The organism is Halomonas sp. V046 (genome assembly GCF_052645355.1).
The window spans coordinates 1-18,177 of sequence record NZ_JBQXYF010000005.1; the positions used below are offsets into that span (position 1 = coordinate 1).

Here is an 18,177-nt window from a genome sequence, read left to right on the forward strand (position 1 = left end):
ATTCGAGTATATCGAGGTCGACTACAACCGGCAGCGCCGACACAGTGCGATTGGGATGATCAGCCCTGAGGCCTTCGAGGTTCGAATGATCGCTTAGATCGGTGTCCACGATTGCTGGGTAAGATCACAGTGGCTTCCCCTCACCCAGGGTGACGGTCTCTTCCCTCGCCAGAGTCTGGTTCCACCAAGTGGCCTCGACGCTTCCCACGATCACCCGCTGTGCCAGGGTCACGGTCCACTGCGTCACCTCGGCGGGCGCCAGCTCGATGATCGGCAACGCCTGCCCACCGCCCGCGGTTATCGACTCTCCCCTGCGCGCCAGCAGCAACTTGCCGCCCGCAGGCTTGGCGATGGCGTCATAATCCCTGGCTATCCGGGTCAGCAGGTTGATGTCGGATTCGCTGACCTGGTCGATGTGTGGCAGCACGACCGCCCCCAGGCTGGCCGCGACGGCTGCTTCAAGGCCGTGCTCTTCGGCGATCAGCGACACCATGCCGCCGAGCGTCGTACCGCTCTCCCAGGGGCGGGTCTTCTGCGTCTGCAACGCTTCCCGAGTGGAGCCCTCCCCCGATTCACTGACCGACTGAGGCGTAGCCCTGGCCACGATGGTAAGTCGATCAGGCGGTCCCGCCAGGTTGAGCTCGTCCACCACGAATAGGCCCTTGTCGACCACCACGCCGTCATAGCCGATCGACACACGCAGTTCGGCGCCAACCGGCGGCAGCTTCAAGGGGTTCAGGGAGTCGTGATTGGCCAGGGTGATATCCACGCTATCTGACTTCAGTCCAGTGGCGTCGATGATATTCATGCTCACCAACCGATCAGCGATCATGTCGGTGATGTCCTGCTCGTTGGCCTCGATGCGGTAGGAGGGGCGGACGTTCAGTTCCATAGGCTGACCCCTGCCCTCACTTCGGCAACGTGCTCCACATCGGGCAGGATGATGCGGATCCCCGCCGGCAGCAGTGGGCCGGTGTCCGCCAGGTGCCGGTTCGCTTCCAGCACCTGCTCCGTCAGCCGCGCGTCCTGGCGTCCGTAGTAGCGCCAGACCACTAGGTCCACGGTGTCACCGTCTCGGGAGCTGTAGACTTGCGCCATCGTCGTACTTCCTCAGCTTGAGGGTGAATGCCTGTTTTCTCGGCAGGCCGGCACCGAGGAACACCGATTGGGTCTCGGTGATGCTCTCGATGCACCAGCGCCCCAACAGCCGCCCTGTGCCGGCGACCATCAGCAGTGGCTGGCCTGTCGCGGCAAGTGATCGCATCTCGTTGAGCTGACCGAATCCGCCACGGTACTTCGGGTAGATCACCCCGGGCAGCGAGATGACATCCTTCCCAGGGCCAACGAACTGCAGTGCTTCGCGCTGGCCGATCCGCTCCTGTACTCCCCACCGGTATTCTGTCGTGCGGCTGAGTGTCTGGTAGGCCGCCGTCGATACGCTGAATACGTAGGGCCCAAGTCTCATCATGACGTCAGTGATCATGGAGCGCTCCACGCAGGCTCTGCTGCTGCTTCTGCTGAATGCGGTCGGCAACACGGTCGGCAAAGTCGACGCTGTCTTCACCTGGTTGCTGGTGAACGTTGATCTCGTAGGTGTCCTGAGTGCGAACGCTGGTGGTGGAGCCGCCACGCGGTGCCACGTCAGGAATCACCATGGAAGCGGTACCCAGGCCATCCGGCGGCAACGGCAAGTCGTTGACTCCGCTCGCCGTACTCGGCGCCTCCGTACTAGCCAGGGAGTGGCCGAGCTCCCGGGTGGTGGAGCCGCCACGCGGTGCCATGTCAGGAATCACCATGGAGGCGGTACCAAAGCCATCCGGCGGCAACGGCAGGTCGTTGACTCCGCTCGCCGTGCTTGGTGCTTCCGTGCTGGCCAGTGAATGGCTGAGCTCCCGGGAAGCCACCGCCGACTCCCCCACCCCCAGGAAATCCTTGAAAGCATTCCACTTGTTCTGAATCGACTCGAACCTCTCACCTATCCAGGCGACGGCATCGCCGATGGCCGCCTTCATGTCCTCCCCGAGTTCGGTGAAGAAATCCCGGATGGGCTCCCAGTTGCGAGTCACGATGGCGATGGGGTTCCAACGCAATGCGAACTTGATCACGTCCACGGCAGTCTCGATCTGCCAAGCGGCCAGATTGATGGCCCAGCCAATCACCCGGCCAGCCGTCTCACCCGCATCAGCGAAGGCGACGAAGGTATCTCCCGCGTGGGTGGTGGGACTGACCATACGTTCCACCCACTCGATCACACCGCCGATGGCATTGCCGATCGGCGCCATGGCCTCCTTGACTCGATCGAAGGCGCGCTGGGCGGGCCGCGTCGAATACTCGATGCTCGACCACAGCTCGCTGAAGAACGCCGTCAGGGGGGCCCAATAGCGATGAATCAAGATAGCGGCGCCAGCGACCGCAACACCGATGGCTGCAATGGCAAGGCCCACAGGGTTCAGCAATGAGGCCAGTGACACCGCCCGGATCTTGCCCACCGCCCACTTCGCCGCATCACCCACGGCGTAATAGGCCTCCTTGGTTCGCAGCAGGCCGCCCTTGAGGAAGGTATAGGCGTAGCCGCCCACCACAGCCGCTGCCGTGGCGCTGACCACTGCACCAGTACCTCCGACAACTGCCTTCGCCAGCAGCGGATACTCCTGGATCAGCGTATCCACCGAGCGGATCATCCCAGCCAGGGCGTTGCCGCTGTCGGTGAAGGCGGGCAGCAGGATGTTACCGACAGAGATGGCCAGCGATTCGAGGGCCGAGCCCAGCTGCTTGACCATGCCCCGGGCATTGTCGTTCTGCTTGGCCGCAACCTCGGCGGAGGTCCCCGCCTTATGCAGGGAGTCCTCGTACTCGTCCAAGGCGCCGCTGGCCGCATCGGCCATCAGCACATGAGCAGCGCTCAGCGACTCCAGGCCGAACACCGTCGACAGGATCTCGCTACGGGCAACACTTCCCATCCCCGCCATGGCGGTGTCCATATCGGCGAGGATGTCCGACATGTCGCGCATATCGCCGTTGGCGTTCTCGATCGAAACGCCCAGGCCCTGAAGGATCGCGCCAGCCTCCTTTGGCGGATCCTGCAGGCGGGAGAACATCGCTCGCAAGGCAGTACCGGCCTTCTCGCCCTGGATGCCCGCGTCACCGAGCTTGCCGGCCATGGCCGCCACCTGTTCTATGTCTGCACCAGCGGCGGCGGCTACCGGGCCGACGTAGCTCATCGTCAGGCCCAAGGATTCCAGGGTGGTATTGGAGGTCGTAAAGGCATTGGTGAGAACGTCCCCCAGGCGACCCGTTTCATCGGCCTCCATGCCGAACTGTCGCAGGATGTTGGACGTGATGTCGGCGGTTCGGCCAAGGTCGGCGCCAGCGGCGCTGGCCAGGTTGAGCATGCCCGGCATGGCGGAAACCGTCTCGTCGACGCTGAAGCCCGCCATCGACAGAAACTGCATACCCTCAGCGGCCTGGCTGGCCGACCACTCGGTAGTGGCCCCCAGCCCGCGGGCAGTTGATGTGAGCCGTGCCAGTTGTTCATCATTGGCGCGAGAGACGGCGCCAACGCGACTCATCGCCGCCTCGAAGTTCATCGCGGCGCGAATAGGTGCACCCATGGCGGCACCTGCGACGGCCACGCCAAACAAGTGGCCACCCAGCTCGCCTCTGCGCTCGAGGTTGGCATCGCGCGATGTCTTCATCCGTGACAAGCGTTGCTGCTTCACCCGCAGGCGGTCGATCTCGTCACCGAGTTCGGTGTATCGCCGGCGCATGCCGTCGACATTGCGCCCTTCACGTCCGAAGGTGCTGATTGAGCGCGCCAGGGTCCGCTGGCGGTTCTCTGCCTGGGCGATGGCCGTGCCCAGTTCGCCCAGTTTGCCCTTGGTACGGCCGATGGCACTGGTGAAGGATCGCTGGACGGTGCCGCCGATCTGGATTGTCGCGTTGAGCTTCTGATTAGCCATCCTGGTCTCGCTTCGGCAATCCGTCTATCCACCAACAGAAGCGGGACGACGGCATGTTCAGAATTTCCCCTTCCCCCCAGCCGGTATAGGAGGCCAGCGCCAGGACGCCACGCCGGACGTCGACGGGCGCTATTCGGTAAACCCCCCGAAGGCTTCCGCCAGCTTCCGATAGTCACGGAGCGGGAGCTGCTTGATGTCTTCCGGCGTGAGGTCACACAGATTCGCGAAGAAGGTGATCTCGCGCAGGGCGTTGCCCTTGATGCCGTCGACGGCCAACTGATCGGCCACGGTCGGCTCACGCATGGTGATGGTCTGAACCCTGGCGCCATCGATATCGATGCCCTTGGACAGGCTGATGTCGGTAGTCTCGGAATACACGTCGGTTTTCTTGGCCATATCGCACCATGTTGGAAAGAGAGGTAGAGCTGAGTAGAGGGTAACGGCCCCATTCGGAGCCAAGATGCCGCGTCAGATGCCGAGGGAGTTGCGCATCTCCTCGAGCTGGTCGAAGCCGTTCACTATCCGGATGGAGTTCTCGACGTCGATGTTATGCACCGTCTCTCCGCCAACGGCCAGGCTGTAGCGCACCAGGTCAAGCTCGATGCTCAGTGTCGGCTTCTGGCCTGGCTTCCAGGTGCCGGGGTCCATCTTGCGGATCTGCCCACGAAGGCGGGCCACCGCCCGCTGGGTGTCGTTGTTGAACGACTGCAGATGCCCACGGACGGTCAGCGGGATGGTCGAGCTTTCCACCATCCCGAACAGCGCCAGCACGTCCCGATCAAAGGAGATCAGCGAGAAAGAAGAGGTGAGCTTCTCCATCCCCATCTGTATCCCAATCGGGCCATCCATGCCGCCGCCACGGAAGTCCTCGACGGTCGCCTCAAGCACCGGCAGCATCAGCTCCTCGACCTGCCCGGCGTAGCCGCGACCATCCACGTTGATGGTGCAGTTGCGAAGTACGTTGCGCGGAGAAGCCATTACTCGAACACCTCTTCGATGTAGTCGTTGACCAGCAGCGAACGGAACGTGATGTGCTCCGCCGGATACGGGGGCGTGAAGTCGAAGTTGAAGTAGACCTTGCCGAGCTGGACATTGGCCGGCGTGTTCAGATCAGGATCTGCCCAGCAACGCCCCCCCAGCACCGCCCCCAAGGCCTTCAGGCGGGCGATGTAGTCGTTGACGCCCTCTTCCACGTCCTCGACATAGGTCTTGGTGATGTTGCGGTCCACGGCCCACAGGTGGGCGCGCAGGATGCTGTCGTTGATGATGTCGGCCGTGCGCCGCACCGATAGGAAGATCCACTTGGTGTCGTCCGTCAGGGTTCGGTTGCCCCACAGGCGATAGCCGTCCTGGTTGATGACGGTGGCAATGCCTCGCTCGTTGAGCAGGTTGGCGCGACTGTTGGCATCACCCAGGGTGAAGTCGACGGGCCGAGCGGTACCGATGATGCCGTTGATCACATTGTTCGAAGGCGACCACCAGAAACCGCGGTCGTTGTCGATTTTGGCGATCAGGCCAGCTACGCGGGCGCTGGGGGGTTCACTGACGATCTCACCGTCGATGCTGACCATGACCCAGGGGTCCACCATGTAGACCCGGGGACTGCCCCAGTCGGCGGCATACGCCTGAGCCGCGTCGTCGGTGGTGTTGGGGCCGTCGGCGATGAACACCGCCCGCAGACGTTCGGCGATCCCCAGCGCCTCGGCCACTACCGGATTGGCGAAGCCCTCGGGCCGCTGGTGGGAAAAGCCTGGCGTACACAGAATGCGAGGCTGAAAACCCACCACGGACTTGGCGCCAGCCAGGGCGTGAAGCCCCTCAAACTGCCCCGTGGTCGCGTTCACTCCGCCAATGATATTGGCCATGGTGGCATCTTCATCGGCGCCCTCTTCCACCCGGACGACGATGACCACGGCCCCGGCCTGATCGAAGATGCCTTCCAGTGCCTGGGGCAAGGTTCCCCTGGAGCCCAGGGCTGCCGCCTCGGCACGGCTTCCTGCCACCAGGCTCGGGACGTTCAGCGGGAACGGCTCGGCGGCGCCGCCAGTCAGCAAAGTGCGCTTGAGCGCCAGCACCACGCCACTACCGTCACTGCCCACAGCGCTCGCCGCGGTCACTAGGGCCGCCGCCTCGGCACTGCCATTGATGGCGGTTACCACGTCGCTGGCGGTACTGGTTAGGGCGCCGGTAGCATCGGTTGCGAGGTTCACCACAATGGCCGTGCCCGTCACACTGACCGACAGCGAGGCTGAAGCGGAATCCGGATTGGTGAAGGCAATGCTGATGTTATTGCCAGCCAAGCCCGCACTGACTGCGGTGAAAGTGATGGCGGTGTCGAAGGTGGCGTTGCCAGTCGTCAGCGTCGCGGGAGTGGCCGGCGCCGAGTCAGGCGCAGTACCCACAATGCCGATGATGCTCGACCGGACGGTCTGGATGGGGCGCGGACCAGAGTCGATTTCAACGACCTCGGGGCCGTGCAAGAATTTCTCGGACATGCTGCGATCCTCAAGCCTGATCAGGGTGAAATGCTGACGTCAGGCTTGAGGATCGCAGTGGAGGCTATGTATCGCCTCGGGTGGGGTTGCCGCAGGATAGTCTCTCGTGATCGGATAGCAAAACTGGCTCAGATCATTCGAAGGTACAAAATGAGAGAAAAAGTACTCCAATACAAATTTTGGATCATGCTTGTTCTACCCCCAACGTTAATATCCTTAGGGGCTTATACGTTACGCTTTCACGAAAGCGAGTGGTCGAGAGAAACAGCCAACTGGGCCCATTTTTCAACCTACATTTCCGGAACTGTTGGAGTGGCAATTGTATTTGCAACACTTGCTGCACTAATAAAAACACTCAACCAACAGAGCGAGCTAATAGAGCAACAAGACAACATGATACTCCTACAAAAAAAACAGTCAAACTTGCAAGACAAGCATCAAACTAAAATTGAAGCATATAGCAGGGTAGAAAAGATACTACCGAAAATCATTAATGCTCGAAACATGGAGACACACTCGATAGTCTTCGATGTGATGAAAGAAAAATACCCAGCCTATACTACTCAGTACTTTCCTCGAAAAATGCCTCTCCACGATTTCTTTTGCGAAGGAAGCATCACATACCCAAGGTCTATTGGAAAAGACTTGTTCTTCGATTACTTTTGGAAAGAATATCTTCACAAAATCTACAATCTTGCAGAATTCACAGCCAACTGCATTGAAGATGCAAAAGATTTAGAACCTCACATACGCGACCAAACTAGAGATTTTGATGTGGCGATGGCATGCGCACTCGCATATGCAAAATCCTCGGAATCTTATGGCGATGCAGCAACCATTATATCAAAAAAACTCAACTTTCCATGCAACTACCAAGGTCAAAATATTCCTGCAGGGTTATGGGAAAGGATAGGGCAAGCGCAGCACTCTCGCGAAGAGAAAAGTGCTGCCCGTTAGCCACATAACTTTTTCCTAAGTCAAGACAGAGACGTCCAAGTGATTGCTTCAAGAGCCTCGCGGCCCTTGGCTTCCAGGGCAGCCTTCACTTCATCCTCGAGGCGCTGACGTTTGCCGGTGGCCATGCCGCTGGCCAAGGTGAAGGCATCGGCCTTGGCCAGGATGCGCCCGACCAATTCGGCCTTGTTCAGAGGGCGCTCGACCAGCATGGCGTCGATGTAGGGCGTGGCTATGCTGTTGTCCGATTGCCACTGACGTGCCTCACGCTCCTGTTTGTCGAACGTGAGGGTTTCCGCCTGGGGATAGTCGTTGAGGATCTGGCCCATTTGGGCCTGGTAGCCCGAGTTGATGCGGGATAGGGCTTGTACAGCGAGGTTGTCGAGCGGCGGCAGTGGGATAGGTGCCCATATCGGCCGCCCGTTTTCGTCATGCCCCCTTCTCATCCCTTCCGGAGGCTCACTTTCGCCGTACTCTTTCCATTCCTCATCAGTCACAGGAATAGCGCTTTCTGGCCACGATCCTGCCTGTTCGTAGGCGTGCCGAAGGCTAGAAGGAAGAAAGCAATCGCTCACAGGATTATAGAAAAAATTAGTACCCCCAAGCATAGTAAGCTCCTCCCTCTGAAACTTGGTCTGTATGCATAGTAAAACCAGAAGCTGTTTTGTTTGTAGCCCCCCACTTTGCCCCTGCGGACGGCTCAATCCATCCGTCATCGAACGGAACTACATTTATCACTCCATTTGGAAACTGTATTGGGAAATTTGCACTTCTCGACGCGCTGCCCGCGGGCTTTTTTCCCCATTGAAAAATCAACCCACCGGGAAATATTTGAAACCCATACCCGGTAAGGTTATTCCTAGAACCCTTCATGTATTGTTCAGTAACAATTTCGGTCCACGAAAACCAAACACCATCCACTTTTCTGCGATAGTGGATAGACGGATTACCAGCCTGGGCAGACATCAATATTTGGTGCGCATAATTGGAAGTGCCATCCCAGTTGTTATGAATCAGCCTTCCGGTAGTGGCAGTGTCATAGCTGGGAGGCGCATTCGCGGCCCCAGGATCTGTCACGTAAAAGCCACTGCGAATTTCGCTATTTAGATCCGACAACCTGCTGGTGCTTTCATAGAGCAAACCGAGGCCGAAAAATCTCATTGCTTCATGCACGCGCGTCGGCGTCATCGCCCGCGAGTTATCATCGCCCGCTTTTGCTTGCACACTGGTGGCATTCTTAATCATGCCTTGCTGGACCTCCGTCGCTGCCGGATGATTCCGACTCTGCTCATGGGCCAGTCTCTGCTGATCAACGTACTCGCGCGTCGCGAGCACCACACTGGGATCCACTTTCAGGGTCACCGCTGCGGTGTCGCTGACTTCCATCACCACGCGGATGGTTTGGGTGCGGCTCGAACCTTCGGCCAGCACCGGCTTGTAGGTCTCCGGCAGGTTGCCGATGGCGATCAGGTCGCCGGCGGCGTCGAACACGCCGACTTCGCGAATGGTCCAGCCGCCGACGTCGGGCGGTAGCACCTGCTCGACGGTGATCCAGGTGGGGTTGTCTTCGTCGGTCTGGACGGCGTTGATGGGCGCTCGGCGCACCTCATTGACCAGGGTGGTGGCGCTTGAATCCGGAGTGATGGGGTTGCCGCCACCGTCCCCGACGGCCATCTGGGTAATCTCGATTTGGGTGCCGAGGGCCACGGCGTTGGCGATCTTGGCCTGACCGGTATCGGTGAGCAGGGTGTAGAACTGGGGCATGGGTCGGGCTCCTGATGTTCGGCCTCAGAATGGGAAGACGGTGGCGCTGTCGATGGTGTGGACGCCGGCGCCGATGAAAAAGGGGCTGGTGGTCTCGATATCACCGGGGGCGAAGGGATAGACCTCGGTGAGGTCGCCGTCGTAGGTGGCAGCGCCGATGTAGGTGATACCGCGGGTCTCGCCGGCAATATCGAGCCCGGTGACGTGACGAGTCAGCGGCTTGGCGTCGTCGATCAGCCGCTCGAGTTCCTGGTACATGCCATCGGTGATGCCGGTATCGAGCACGCCGATACGCAGGGCGAAGGTGCCGGGGATTCCCTCGGGGCTGGTCTCCCACCACTCCACGACCTCGAGCAGGTAGCCCAGCGGCTCCACGACGCGGCGCAGCGCGGAGATGGTCCCCTTCTTGCGGTGGACGTAGAACGCCTGGGCGATGACGCCGCGCTTGGTGGCCACCGTCCAGGTGGGGTCCCAGCGGTCGACGCTGAAGGCCCAGGCCAGGTAGGGCAGAAGATGGGCCGGGCAGGTCGCGGGGCGCCACAGATCTCGCAGGGGCACCGGCACGCGCTGGATCTTGGCCAGTGCCTCGGCGGCAGCACGCTCCAGGGCGGTGCCGTTGGAGGGCAGCAGGTGGCGGATGCGCTCGGCGCTACTCATCGCTGCCCCCGATGATCACGCTGGTCCCGGTGCAGTGAGCGGCCTCGGTGACGTCGAGCACCACGTCGCTCGCCGGGGTCGTCAGCTCCACCCGCTGTACGCCTTCGACGTGCAGTGCCGCGTGCAGCGCGGAGCGCCGAATGTCGCGGCCTAGGCGGCGCTGTTCGCCGATGTATCGGGCAAGGGCGGCCTCGGCGGCGGCCAGGATGGGCTCCTGCTCGGGGCCGGGGTAGACGTAGAGGGTGGCATCGACGCTGTAGGCGACGATGGTGGCCGACTGCACCGTGAGGCGATCGCCCACCGGGCGGATGTCCTCGGCGGAGAGTGCCGCGTCGACCAGGTCGATCAGTTCCTGACTGGCGGTACCATCTCCTTCGGACGATAGCAGGGTGACGATGGCCACCGCCGGGCTCGGGCTGGTGGCCCTGGCATCCATCACCCGACCATCGGCGCTGAGGGCGTGAAACTCGTAGGCGCCGCGGGGCCCGGCGACGCTGAGTCCCTCGTAGGCCCGCTGGGCGCGCAGACGCAGTTGATCGTCGCTCTCCAGCACGGTGGCCACGGGCGGCGTGGCATTCGGATCACCGGGGCTGACCACCAGGCGCTCCACCTCGAAGTTGGCGGCGATCTGATCAAGATCAGCGTATTTGGCGTAGGCGAGCATCACGGCCTTCGCCGCCTCGTTGACTCGCTGTCGCCAGATCATCTCGCGGTAAGCGTTTTCCTGGAGCAACTTGGTCAGCGGCTCACTCTCGAGCGCCAGGGTGGCCTCCACCTCGGCGCGCTGCCCGTCTTCGATCAGGTCCAGCAATGCGGCCTTTCGCTCGGCCAGGATGTCCTCGAAATCCAGAACCTCGACGACGTTTGGTGCTGGCAGCCGGGAGAGATCGACAGTGTTGAAGGAACGCTGCATCAGGTGACCTCTATGCCTTCAATGGTGACCGGTCGGCCATCGGGCAGATATTCGCCCACGATCTCGAGAACGATATGGCCAGGCTGCGCCGAGGTGGCGGTGACGCTATCCACACGCAAGCGTGGCTCCCATGCCATCAGGGCTTCCGCCGTGGCCGCGTAGATGTCGACCAGGGTGGCTCGGGTCATGGGGTTATCAATCAGCTCGAATAGTCGCGAACCGTAGTCACGACGCATCACCCTGGTGCCGATCGGCGTGGTCAGGATGTCGCGGATGGATTGCCGCAGATGGTCGAGGCCGGACAGGGTTTTGCCCGTGTGTGCGCTGGTTCCGTTCATGGCAGCCTGATCGTGGTGATGACTGCGATGATGGAGGGGGCTGGGGGGGACTTCCTCGGGTGTGGTTGCCGGGTGCGGGGCGCGTCAGCCGCCGGCGAAGACGTCGGGACTCCCGGTGGCAACGCTGGATCCGCAATTGACCGGGTCACCGATCCGCCCGATCTGCTTGCCATCGGCGTAAACGCTACTGGAGCCACTGGCCAGGCTGCCGCCATGGCATACCGGCTGACTGTTGCAGTGGACCGCCCAGGCATCACCCTGGCGATGCACCGGGATGCCGTTGATGAAGACACTGCCACTACCGGTGGTGCTGGGCCGAGGAGGAAAGCTGCCGTGGCCGGTACAGGTATCGCCCTTACGCGTGATGGCCGGCATGGTCGTCTCCGTTGCTGCCTTCAGTTCAGGTCGATGCGCGGCGCCGACAGGCGGATGCCGCTGTCATCGATGACCAGGGACGAGCCGCCGACCTTGAGCGTGATGCGGCCCCCTGCTGGCACCTCGACGCTGTAGGCGGAGGCAGCTCGATCATGGCGTACCCGGGTGCCATCGGCATACTCCACCGCGTGGATGGTCTTACCGCTGGCTGGCGGCGGTGCTTCCTGCTGGAACACCGCCGGCAGCACATAGCCATTGGTCAACTCGCCAGAGGGCGACAGTACGATGACCTGCTCGCCGGGTTCCGGCGCCCACCAACTGCGGTCATTCATCGCTCGCGTGGTCATCCATGGCAGCCAGCCCGTCAGCACCTCTCCTGCTCGCACGCGAACACGGGCATTGCCGGTATCCAACTGGTCAATGACACCAGGACGGACGATATTGGCCAGCCGCCGGCGGAGGTCACTCAACTGCCAGGCCTCATTCATGGGGTCACCTGCGGGCTGTCGGTGATGTCCTGGTAGTCCTCCTCGTGCTCGGTACCGATGTCCGGAGACACGCCCACCATTACGGTCTGCGGCAGGAAATCCACTCCGTTCCACGCGGATTCGCCGAGGAACGCCAGGTGCTGCCACTCCACCCGCCACACTTCGAACTGGTCGAGCGCCGGGTCGAAGTCGTCCGGGTAGACCCCCATGACCTGGGCGGGCTCTACCGGGCGCTCGAACTGGTTCATGTGGACCCAGGCGGCAAAGGTACCGGCCAGCGTACGAATGGCACGCTTGGCCTTGCGCTCCCGAAATCCGAGGATCAAGCGTGCCTCGAAGCGCAGATGCACTGGCAGTTGATCGGTACCGGCATCATCGTCCTCGGACGGGGTCATCTCGCTCAACTCGATCAGGCAAGCGGGGATTCTCAAACGCACGCGATCGTTCTCCTCGCGATAGTCCTCCACCGTCACCAGTTGGGGAAACTGGGCCTTGATGGCGTCGACGATGCCCTGATGGAGTGCATCGAGATCACACTGCGGATCCAGATCCATGCTCAGCCTCCCACCGAGTACAGGGTGCGCGCCTCAAGATCACGCCGAAACTCTCGCCACAGGATGTCCTCGAGCTGATCGAACACCTGGTCTTCCACAAAGGTGTCGGCCTTGTCCTTGATGGCCAGGGTCTCCTCGGAAATCGGCAAGCGGGCAGCCTTGACGCGACTGAAAATGGTGCGGCGGCCGGCACCACCGGGTTTGGCCACGAAGGCACCGGGAAAGTCGCCGCGCACAGGCCCACCCTGGAAGCTGGCACCCTGGGCCGTTCTGCGGGCGCGCCCCTTGAATTCGGAGACCGGTAGATCGTTGAGCCCGTACCACAGACGGGCTTCGGTCATCCCGCCGGCCCCACGCACACGGATAGACTTCAGGCGCCGGCGCATGGCCGCCGCCCGTCGCAATCCCAGCTCACTTTGCAGTCCCTTGCTGGACAGCATGCGCAGACGGCTGACGGTACGATTCAGGGCCCGATTGAAGGCGAGGCGTACCTGACGATCAGAGGCGCCAAGCTCATGCTGCAGGCGCTCGAAGCCGATCGGCTCCAGGTCAAAATGCAACATCGCCGGCATCCTCTCCCAACATGACGGTAGCCATGCCGGTGCCATCGGGCTCCGGTGCCGTCAGCACGTCATAGCGGCGGCCGTTCACCGTGGCGTAGGCACCGCGGCGAACCGCAAGCACGTCGGATTCACGGCACAATAGGCGTGGCTGGCGAATGTCCATCTGGTACTCGCCCAGCTGGGCATTCAGGTAGGGGTCATCGAAGATGGCACTGATCGGCGGCAGCACCTGGCCGTCCGCCAGCTCAATGACCGCCGCGATGGCGAACTCCTCTTCATCGAGGAAGTCGCCGAGGTCCTCCCAGCCCGGTGCCGGCATCAGTCGTCGTCACCATCGACGGCGACGGCGAGAATGGCATCGACCAGCTGCGCCTTGCTCATGGAGGCATGGCCCTCGATATTGAGGTCTGCGGCCTCGGCCTTGAGCTCACCGACCTTGAGGGCTTCCAGCTGGTCGCGCTGGCTCTCGCTGTCATGGCGGTCCTGGTTGGGCGCCAGCTTGGCCTTGCCTCGGCGCAGGTAGTCGGCGGCTTCCCGCTCAGGCACCCCTTCGAGCACATCGTCTTTGCGCGCCATCTCACCCTCGAACATGATGGCACTGGTCACGATCAGATCGACTGTCTTCACCATGGGACTCTTCCTTTAAGTTCAGCCCCCTCATCGAGGGGGCCGCTGTCGGTTAGGGTTGCGGATCAGCTGGCGTCACGGCCCAGGCAAAACGATTCGACGCGGCGCAGCGCCGTATCGACATCCTGCAGCGCCACGACCCGGGTGCCGCCGGACTTGCTCAGCGTGTAGGGGTCGACCTTCAGGTCCAGACCGCCCCACATGCCGATGATCAGATCGGCGAAGTTGCCGAAGAACAGATCTCCCGCCAGCACCTGGTTGGTCACCTCGGCACGATAGCCGTTGACGGTATTGCCGGGCTCCCAGATCGGCGCGCCGTTGGTGCCATCGAACTTCTGCGAGGTCTTGAAATGGCCGCGCATGCCCGATGCCATCACGTAGGCCATGGCATTGACGTCAGCGTTGTCAGCGGAGATCTCGGACTCCATCTGGACGGCTTCGGCGTAGGTCGGCAGCGCACTGCCACCACCGGACGCGGCGCCCGCAAAGTCCACGGCGTTAATGCCGTTGACATTGGCAATGCCCGTCGGCTGATTCACACCGGTCCCATAGAAGCCAGCCAGGTCGATGGCCAGCGCCAGCGCGGCGGCCAGGTCGCGACGCACGATGGCTTCAGCGTCAGGGGTGGATTGCATCATCAGCCGGCGGGTGATGTCGGTGAAGGCGCCCACGGTGTTCGGCGTCAGACCGATCTGGCCGATGCCTGGGGTCCCCTCTCCAACATCATCGTGCTCGCCTACCCAGTAGGCAGACGCACCGCCTGTCTGCTTCGGTACCTCGACGTTGCCGACCAGCCCGGTCATGGTGGTCGCCAGACGCATCAGCACGGTGCGGTTCCGCAGCATGTCGATGAACGAACCCGCCATGTACTGGGTATCCACCAGATTCTGGCCGGTCTGTGCCCCGACCGGGGTATCGGCGGCCCCACCGGCATTGAAGGCCCGCGCCAGCACATCGTGGGGAATCAGCACGCCTTGCGCGGTGCGCCCGTACTGGCGTTCTGCCTCTTGGGACAGCTCCATCTCGAAGGCCGCAGCGTCCTGGGCGCGGCGGTCGTTGGGGTTGGCCAAGGCGCGGATGACATTCATCATCGAGTAACGGCGTACTTCGGTGTCCGACAAGCCTAGCTGTGCGGACTGGGGTGCCGCTTCTCCCTGGTTGCCCAGCGACGGCGTGCGTTGCTGGCCACCGCCGCCAGCTCCGTGCTGAAGGCCACGCTGCTGACCACGGTCCTGGCTCAACTTCTCCAGTAGCGCGCGCTGCAACTCTTCCGGCGACTTGCCCTCGGACACATGCTGCATGGCCAGATCGGTTTCGCCGTACTGGCGGCCCATGTCCATCAGCGCCTTGACGCGCTTCTGCTCGGCTTGGGCTCCCGCCGAACGGGCGCTGTTTTCGGCTTCACCGGCACGCTCGAGCATTTCGAGCACTTCAACGATGTTGCCTTCGTCATCGACCTTTGCACGCACCAGGTTGCCACTGGCATCGCGCAGAATTTTCTCTTTCATGGAATCCGTGCCTCGTTGATCGGATAGGGTGCGGGATCGAGCGCCATGGTCCCCAGTCTCGCTGGATGTCTGGCCCTCGGCCTCGGGTGTAGTTGCCGCCGTTTTCCCCACAGATCTGCCTACCCCGACGGTGACGTCAGCGGGGACGGAGACAATGCTGATCTCGTGCGGCTCCCAGTCGGTCACGCGCACCATGTCGGGCATGCCCTTGCGTTCTTCCACCTCCACCCTGTGGATGGTGTAGCCCACGCTGACATGCCGACGGATGTCGTCGACCACGTCCTGCCACACCTCGGAAGCCCATGCGCCCTTGCCAAAGCGCACGATAGCCCGCCCCCGGCGGTCCGCTCCGATGCTGACAGACTCCACGACGCCCACTTGATCATCCCAGTCATGGTTGATCAGCAGTGCGGCGCCATTCTCCAGGCGCTCGGTTCGCATGGCCCCTTGGTCATGCGACAGCACCTCGATACCGAAAAACCGCTCGACCTCGGCTTCGCTGGAGAACGCGAGCTCGACGGTACGCTTGTCCTCGTCGATGGCCCTGACCTCGGCCACCTCAGCGACCCGGGTCACCGGGCCGTCCTTCATGATCTGTTCGGGTGTCACGCTGCGTGTCAGCAGCCGATTGCACAGGTGCTTCGCCTTCTGGGCGGGAGTGGCCTTCTCCGGGAGCACCCGGGGTGAAGCGGCCGGCTTGAGTGGGCGCGTCTCTGGCGGCTTACTGTCCTTCATCGCTGTTCTCTCCTGCTGCTGGCGTCGCCGGGGCGGCGGCGCCACTGATCGCCGCCTGGATGATGGCCTCCGGGATTCCCTCATCTCGCATCGCCTGAATGTCGTCGGCGAACTGTCGCCACACCTGGCGCGGGTCATCCCCCCGCTCACGCATGATCTGGCTGGGTGCCTTGAGGGTGTTCTTCAGGTCGCGATCGGCGGCCTTGCTGTCCTTGTCCGGGTCGACCCAGTCCCAGCGCCGTCCCTGCCAGATCACGTCGCTGTACTTGTCCAGCCGGTCCGGACGCAGGGTGCCGTTGGTACCCGGAATCTTCAGGCCCTTGAGTAGAGCGAACGGCAACCAGCGCTCGAACAGGGGCTGCATGAGTTGCTCGATCAGCCACGCCTGGTCCTCCTTCCAGCCTTCCCGCTCGGCCAGGGTTCCCGAGCGAACGCTGCTGAAGTTGACGCCTTCCAGATCGTTGGCGAGATCGTGATAGGTGATGCCAAGGCCCGCGGCCATGCCGCGTAGCTGCTGCTTGGTGAAAGGCAGATAGTCACCGGACGGGAACTGCGGTTCCCAGCTCTTGAACTCGAGCCCGTAGGGCAGCTCCTGGAAAGACCCCGGCTCGGCGTCCATGTAGAACGGCTCGTCGCGCTCTTCCTCGTAGTCCGGGGCGCTGGCGTCCTCTCGCCACTGGAAGAATCCACCCTTGGACGCTGCGGTACGGGCGTTGACGATGGCCGCCTCCTCAAAGCCTGCCAGGTGCTGCGCCCTAAGCAGAGCGGTCACCGTCCAGGGCAGCCCACGTTTCTGGCCGACCATCTCCGAGCGGTAGCCGTGAATGATGTCGTCAGCCGGAATGCGCACGAAACTGCGTCCACCGATGCTGTAATCCTTCTCGCTGGCGTCCAGGGTCTGGAAGTGGAAGGCCATCGGCCGGCCAAAGCGATTGAACTCGATGCCGTGGCGGACGAAATGCCCGTTGCCCAGACGCTCCACATCGTGATCCACCGGGCAGCGGTGGGGGTCGAGCACCTGCAGAGCGAAGCCCCAGGGCCCGGCATCGCGATCGGTGACGATGCGAATCATGAACTCGCCATCCCGCACCGCGCCGCTGACGGCGGCGCGCTCGATCTCAGCCAGCGACTGCTTACCGGTCACGTCGCAGTTGCGGCGTTTCGACCAATCGCGCCAGCCGGTCTCGATGGCGTCATTGGCGCGAGAGTCCAGGGAGCCGTCCGGGTCCTTGGCTTGGGCCTGCAGCTGAATGCCCGCCGGCCCGACGATGTTCTGGCGAGCTCGGCGCAGGTAGTGCTTCACGTAGTCGTTGTTGACGCAGGCATGACGGCTGCGGGCCACCACTACCCGCTGATAGCGGCTGATGATCTCGTCGGCGGGCACCGGGGTCGTTGGCCAGTCCTGCGTCAGGCGGTCGGGCCTGGCGGCATTCAACAGTGACCGTCCCGCCTGGATGGGTCGCCAGAACAAGCGTTTGCGCCTGGCAGCCGGCGTTGGCACCGGTTTGGGCTCCAGTGCGGCAACCGGTTCGGGCTGGCGGTCGGCAGTCGCCGCTTTCGGCTTCAGGAAATCAAGCACGATTCGGGAACCTCACCAGGACATTGCGGCCCAGCAGAGATTCGCCACGGCGGGCGCGCTCTTCGTTGCGCACCTCGCGCCGGTAGCGATCGCGCAGCGCCAACAGATCGGCTAACGGCGTGCGATAGAGCTCCCGGTTGTTGATGCGGTAGCGCTCCTGATCCTTGGTCGCCCGCTTCTCGATGACCGCCTCGATGGCCTCCAGCGTTTTGCGTGCGTGACTGCGAAGGTCAGCGCCATCAGCCACCGCCGCCAGGTCCGGCCTGATGGTCAGCTCACCGGCGTCGACCTCTAACACGTTGACCCCGTCGGTGACGCGCACGCTGTACCAGTAGCGCCCGGCTGACCAGGTGGCGGTGATGGCGGCATCAAAAGACAGGCGATGGCCGTTGCCGTTAGGCGTGGCGACCAGATCATGAGAGAACGGTCCGCGCAGCAGCACGGTGAGCGCCCAGGTGGGCGCGGGATACGCAGTCAGCGTCAGATTGAGGTCAAGCGTCGTGCCAGCGGTGATCTGTTCAGGCAGGGAGACAGGCACACGGTCACCATTTCAAAGCGTCGGGGTATGGGCCCAGTCTCTACTCCAACGCAATGAAATCCCTCGGGTGTGGTTGCCGCTGCCTCAGGCGCGTTATACTGAACTGAAACTTGAAATGCCCCACCACAAC

Annotated in this window: 23 protein-coding genes; 2 read left to right on the top strand and 21 right to left on the bottom strand. The window is 62.5% G+C overall.

All coding sequences use genetic code 11. From position 1 onward, the window contains the following. On the top strand, window positions 1–97 hold a 97-nt coding region (locus tag ACUN9Y_RS07600), incomplete at its 5' end, for an IS3 family transposase (protein ID WP_445460375.1). A 27-nt stretch (window positions 98–124) separates the two neighbouring features. Here ACUN9Y_RS07600 and ACUN9Y_RS07605 read toward each other — a convergent pair. The 7 genes from ACUN9Y_RS07605 to ACUN9Y_RS07635 form a co-directional block, all read right to left on the bottom strand. Continuing rightward, window positions 125–892, bottom strand: a complete 768-nt coding sequence (locus tag ACUN9Y_RS07605) for a hypothetical protein (protein WP_445460094.1) — start codon at window positions 890–892, stop codon at window positions 125–127. Beyond that, window positions 883–1,098, bottom strand: a complete 216-nt coding sequence (locus ACUN9Y_RS07610) for a tail protein X (RefSeq protein WP_445460095.1) — start codon at window positions 1,096–1,098, stop codon at window positions 883–885. Before ACUN9Y_RS07610 ends, ACUN9Y_RS07605 begins: the two co-directional genes overlap by 10 nt. After that, the gene (locus ACUN9Y_RS07615) at window positions 1,067–1,483 is read right to left on the bottom strand and encodes a phage tail protein (RefSeq protein WP_445460096.1); all 417 of its coding nucleotides are present in this window, start codon (window positions 1,481–1,483) and stop codon (window positions 1,067–1,069) included. Before ACUN9Y_RS07615 ends, ACUN9Y_RS07610 begins: the two co-directional genes overlap by 32 nt. Then, window positions 1,473–3,959, bottom strand: a complete 2,487-nt coding sequence (locus tag ACUN9Y_RS07620; protein ID WP_445460097.1) for a phage tail tape measure protein — start codon at window positions 3,957–3,959, stop codon at window positions 1,473–1,475. Before ACUN9Y_RS07620 ends, ACUN9Y_RS07615 begins: the two co-directional genes overlap by 11 nt. A 129-nt stretch (window positions 3,960–4,088) precedes the next feature. Beyond that, window positions 4,089–4,337: a phage tail assembly protein gene (locus tag ACUN9Y_RS07625; RefSeq protein WP_445460098.1), complete on the bottom strand. Its 249-nt coding sequence runs from the start codon at window positions 4,335–4,337 to the stop codon at window positions 4,089–4,091. A 90-nt stretch (window positions 4,338–4,427) separates the two neighbouring features. Continuing rightward, window positions 4,428–4,937, bottom strand: coding sequence for a phage major tail tube protein (locus ACUN9Y_RS07630; RefSeq protein ID WP_445460099.1), 510 nt, complete (start codon window positions 4,935–4,937; stop codon window positions 4,428–4,430). After that, entirely contained in the window at window positions 4,937–6,454 is a 1,518-nt protein-coding gene (locus tag ACUN9Y_RS07635) for a phage tail sheath subtilisin-like domain-containing protein (protein WP_445460100.1), read from the bottom strand. Before ACUN9Y_RS07635 ends, ACUN9Y_RS07630 begins: the two co-directional genes overlap by 1 nt. On the opposite strand from ACUN9Y_RS07635, the gene ACUN9Y_RS07640 reads away from it, so the two are divergent. Continuing rightward, window positions 6,434–7,411: a hypothetical protein gene (locus tag ACUN9Y_RS07640; protein WP_445460101.1), complete on the top strand. Its 978-nt coding sequence runs from the start codon at window positions 6,434–6,436 to the stop codon at window positions 7,409–7,411. The genes ACUN9Y_RS07635 and ACUN9Y_RS07640 overlap by 21 nt on opposite strands. A gap of 20 nt (window positions 7,412–7,431) precedes the next feature. Here the strand turns inward: ACUN9Y_RS07640 and ACUN9Y_RS07645 are convergent, their stop codons facing one another. The 14 genes from ACUN9Y_RS07645 to ACUN9Y_RS07710 form a co-directional block, all read right to left on the bottom strand. Further along, the gene (locus ACUN9Y_RS07645) at window positions 7,432–8,016 is read right to left on the bottom strand and encodes a hypothetical protein (protein ID WP_445460102.1); all 585 of its coding nucleotides are present in this window, start codon (window positions 8,014–8,016) and stop codon (window positions 7,432–7,434) included. Next, the gene (locus ACUN9Y_RS07650; protein WP_445460103.1) at window positions 8,000–9,172 is read right to left on the bottom strand and encodes a phage tail protein; all 1,173 of its coding nucleotides are present in this window, start codon (window positions 9,170–9,172) and stop codon (window positions 8,000–8,002) included. Before ACUN9Y_RS07650 ends, ACUN9Y_RS07645 begins: the two co-directional genes overlap by 17 nt. 24 nt (window positions 9,173–9,196) lie before the next feature. Beyond that, on the bottom strand, window positions 9,197–9,829 hold the full coding sequence (locus ACUN9Y_RS07655) for a phage tail protein I (RefSeq protein WP_445460104.1): 633 nt from the start codon (window positions 9,827–9,829) through the stop codon (window positions 9,197–9,199). Then, entirely contained in the window at window positions 9,822–10,742 is a 921-nt protein-coding gene (locus ACUN9Y_RS07660) for a baseplate assembly protein (protein ID WP_445460105.1), read from the bottom strand. Before ACUN9Y_RS07660 ends, ACUN9Y_RS07655 begins: the two co-directional genes overlap by 8 nt. After that, complete coding sequence (locus tag ACUN9Y_RS07665) at window positions 10,742–11,080, bottom strand: GPW/gp25 family protein (protein WP_445460106.1); 339 nt, start codon at window positions 11,078–11,080, stop codon at window positions 10,742–10,744. The genes ACUN9Y_RS07660 and ACUN9Y_RS07665 overlap by 1 nt, the downstream gene beginning before the upstream one ends. A gap of 84 nt (window positions 11,081–11,164) precedes the next feature. Then, window positions 11,165–11,455: a PAAR domain-containing protein gene (locus tag ACUN9Y_RS07670; RefSeq protein ID WP_445460107.1), complete on the bottom strand. Its 291-nt coding sequence runs from the start codon at window positions 11,453–11,455 to the stop codon at window positions 11,165–11,167. A 20-nt stretch (window positions 11,456–11,475) separates the two neighbouring features. Further along, on the bottom strand, window positions 11,476–11,943 hold the full coding sequence (locus tag ACUN9Y_RS07675) for a phage baseplate assembly protein V (protein WP_445460108.1): 468 nt from the start codon (window positions 11,941–11,943) through the stop codon (window positions 11,476–11,478). After that, complete coding sequence (locus ACUN9Y_RS07680) at window positions 11,940–12,497, bottom strand: hypothetical protein (RefSeq protein ID WP_445460109.1); 558 nt, start codon at window positions 12,495–12,497, stop codon at window positions 11,940–11,942. Before ACUN9Y_RS07680 ends, ACUN9Y_RS07675 begins: the two co-directional genes overlap by 4 nt. A 2-nt stretch (window positions 12,498–12,499) precedes the next feature. Beyond that, window positions 12,500–13,060 (bottom strand): hypothetical protein, encoded by a 561-nt coding sequence (locus tag ACUN9Y_RS07685; RefSeq protein ID WP_445460110.1) that lies wholly within the window; start codon window positions 13,058–13,060, stop codon window positions 12,500–12,502. Next, the gene (locus tag ACUN9Y_RS07690; protein ID WP_445460111.1) at window positions 13,047–13,379 is read right to left on the bottom strand and encodes a head-tail joining protein; all 333 of its coding nucleotides are present in this window, start codon (window positions 13,377–13,379) and stop codon (window positions 13,047–13,049) included. The genes ACUN9Y_RS07685 and ACUN9Y_RS07690 overlap by 14 nt, the downstream gene beginning before the upstream one ends. Beyond that, the gene (locus ACUN9Y_RS07695) at window positions 13,379–13,690 is read right to left on the bottom strand and encodes a Rho termination factor N-terminal domain-containing protein (protein ID WP_445460112.1); all 312 of its coding nucleotides are present in this window, start codon (window positions 13,688–13,690) and stop codon (window positions 13,379–13,381) included. Before ACUN9Y_RS07695 ends, ACUN9Y_RS07690 begins: the two co-directional genes overlap by 1 nt. 62 nt (window positions 13,691–13,752) lie before the next feature. After that, window positions 13,753–15,930, bottom strand: a complete 2,178-nt coding sequence (locus tag ACUN9Y_RS07700) for a phage major capsid protein (RefSeq protein ID WP_445460113.1) — start codon at window positions 15,928–15,930, stop codon at window positions 13,753–13,755. Then, a complete protein-coding gene (locus tag ACUN9Y_RS07705) occupies window positions 15,917–17,509 on the bottom strand; it encodes a phage portal protein (protein ID WP_445460114.1) in 1,593 nt (530 codons plus the stop codon). The genes ACUN9Y_RS07700 and ACUN9Y_RS07705 overlap by 14 nt, the downstream gene beginning before the upstream one ends. After that, window positions 17,502–18,047 (bottom strand): hypothetical protein, encoded by a 546-nt coding sequence (locus ACUN9Y_RS07710; RefSeq protein WP_445460115.1) that lies wholly within the window; start codon window positions 18,045–18,047, stop codon window positions 17,502–17,504. Before ACUN9Y_RS07710 ends, ACUN9Y_RS07705 begins: the two co-directional genes overlap by 8 nt. Window positions 18,048–18,177: the final 130 nt, after the last annotated feature.

Coding starts and splice junctions, on each gene's coding strand:
- ACUN9Y_RS07605 (WP_445460094.1), bottom strand. CDS start 892: ATGGAACTGAACGTCCGCCCCTCCTACCGCATCGAGGCCAACGAGCAG.
- ACUN9Y_RS07610 (WP_445460095.1), bottom strand. CDS start 1,098: ATGGCGCAAGTCTACAGCTCCCGAGACGGTGACACCGTGGACCTAGTG.
- ACUN9Y_RS07615 (WP_445460096.1), bottom strand. CDS start 1,483: ATGATCACTGACGTCATGATGAGACTTGGGCCCTACGTATTCAGCGTA.
- ACUN9Y_RS07620 (WP_445460097.1), bottom strand. CDS start 3,959: ATGGCTAATCAGAAGCTCAACGCGACAATCCAGATCGGCGGCACCGTC.
- ACUN9Y_RS07630 (WP_445460099.1), bottom strand. CDS start 4,937: ATGGCTTCTCCGCGCAACGTACTTCGCAACTGCACCATCAACGTGGAT.
- ACUN9Y_RS07635 (WP_445460100.1), bottom strand. CDS start 6,454: ATGTCCGAGAAATTCTTGCACGGCCCCGAGGTCGTTGAAATCGACTCT.
- ACUN9Y_RS07645 (WP_445460102.1), bottom strand. CDS start 8,016: ATGCTTGGGGGTACTAATTTTTTCTATAATCCTGTGAGCGATTGCTTT.
- ACUN9Y_RS07650 (WP_445460103.1), bottom strand. CDS start 9,172: ATGCCCCAGTTCTACACCCTGCTCACCGATACCGGTCAGGCCAAGATC.
- ACUN9Y_RS07655 (WP_445460104.1), bottom strand. CDS start 9,829: ATGAGTAGCGCCGAGCGCATCCGCCACCTGCTGCCCTCCAACGGCACC.
- ACUN9Y_RS07660 (WP_445460105.1), bottom strand. CDS start 10,742: ATGCAGCGTTCCTTCAACACTGTCGATCTCTCCCGGCTGCCAGCACCA.
- ACUN9Y_RS07665 (WP_445460106.1), bottom strand. CDS start 11,080: ATGAACGGAACCAGCGCACACACGGGCAAAACCCTGTCCGGCCTCGAC.
- ACUN9Y_RS07670 (WP_445460107.1), bottom strand. CDS start 11,455: ATGCCGGCCATCACGCGTAAGGGCGATACCTGTACCGGCCACGGCAGC.
- ACUN9Y_RS07675 (WP_445460108.1), bottom strand. CDS start 11,943: ATGAATGAGGCCTGGCAGTTGAGTGACCTCCGCCGGCGGCTGGCCAAT.
- ACUN9Y_RS07680 (WP_445460109.1), bottom strand. CDS start 12,497: ATGGATCTGGATCCGCAGTGTGATCTCGATGCACTCCATCAGGGCATC.
- ACUN9Y_RS07685 (WP_445460110.1), bottom strand. CDS start 13,060: ATGTTGCATTTTGACCTGGAGCCGATCGGCTTCGAGCGCCTGCAGCAT.
- ACUN9Y_RS07690 (WP_445460111.1), bottom strand. CDS start 13,379: ATGCCGGCACCGGGCTGGGAGGACCTCGGCGACTTCCTCGATGAAGAG.
- ACUN9Y_RS07695 (WP_445460112.1), bottom strand. CDS start 13,690: ATGGTGAAGACAGTCGATCTGATCGTGACCAGTGCCATCATGTTCGAG.
- ACUN9Y_RS07700 (WP_445460113.1), bottom strand. CDS start 15,930: ATGAAGGACAGTAAGCCGCCAGAGACGCGCCCACTCAAGCCGGCCGCT.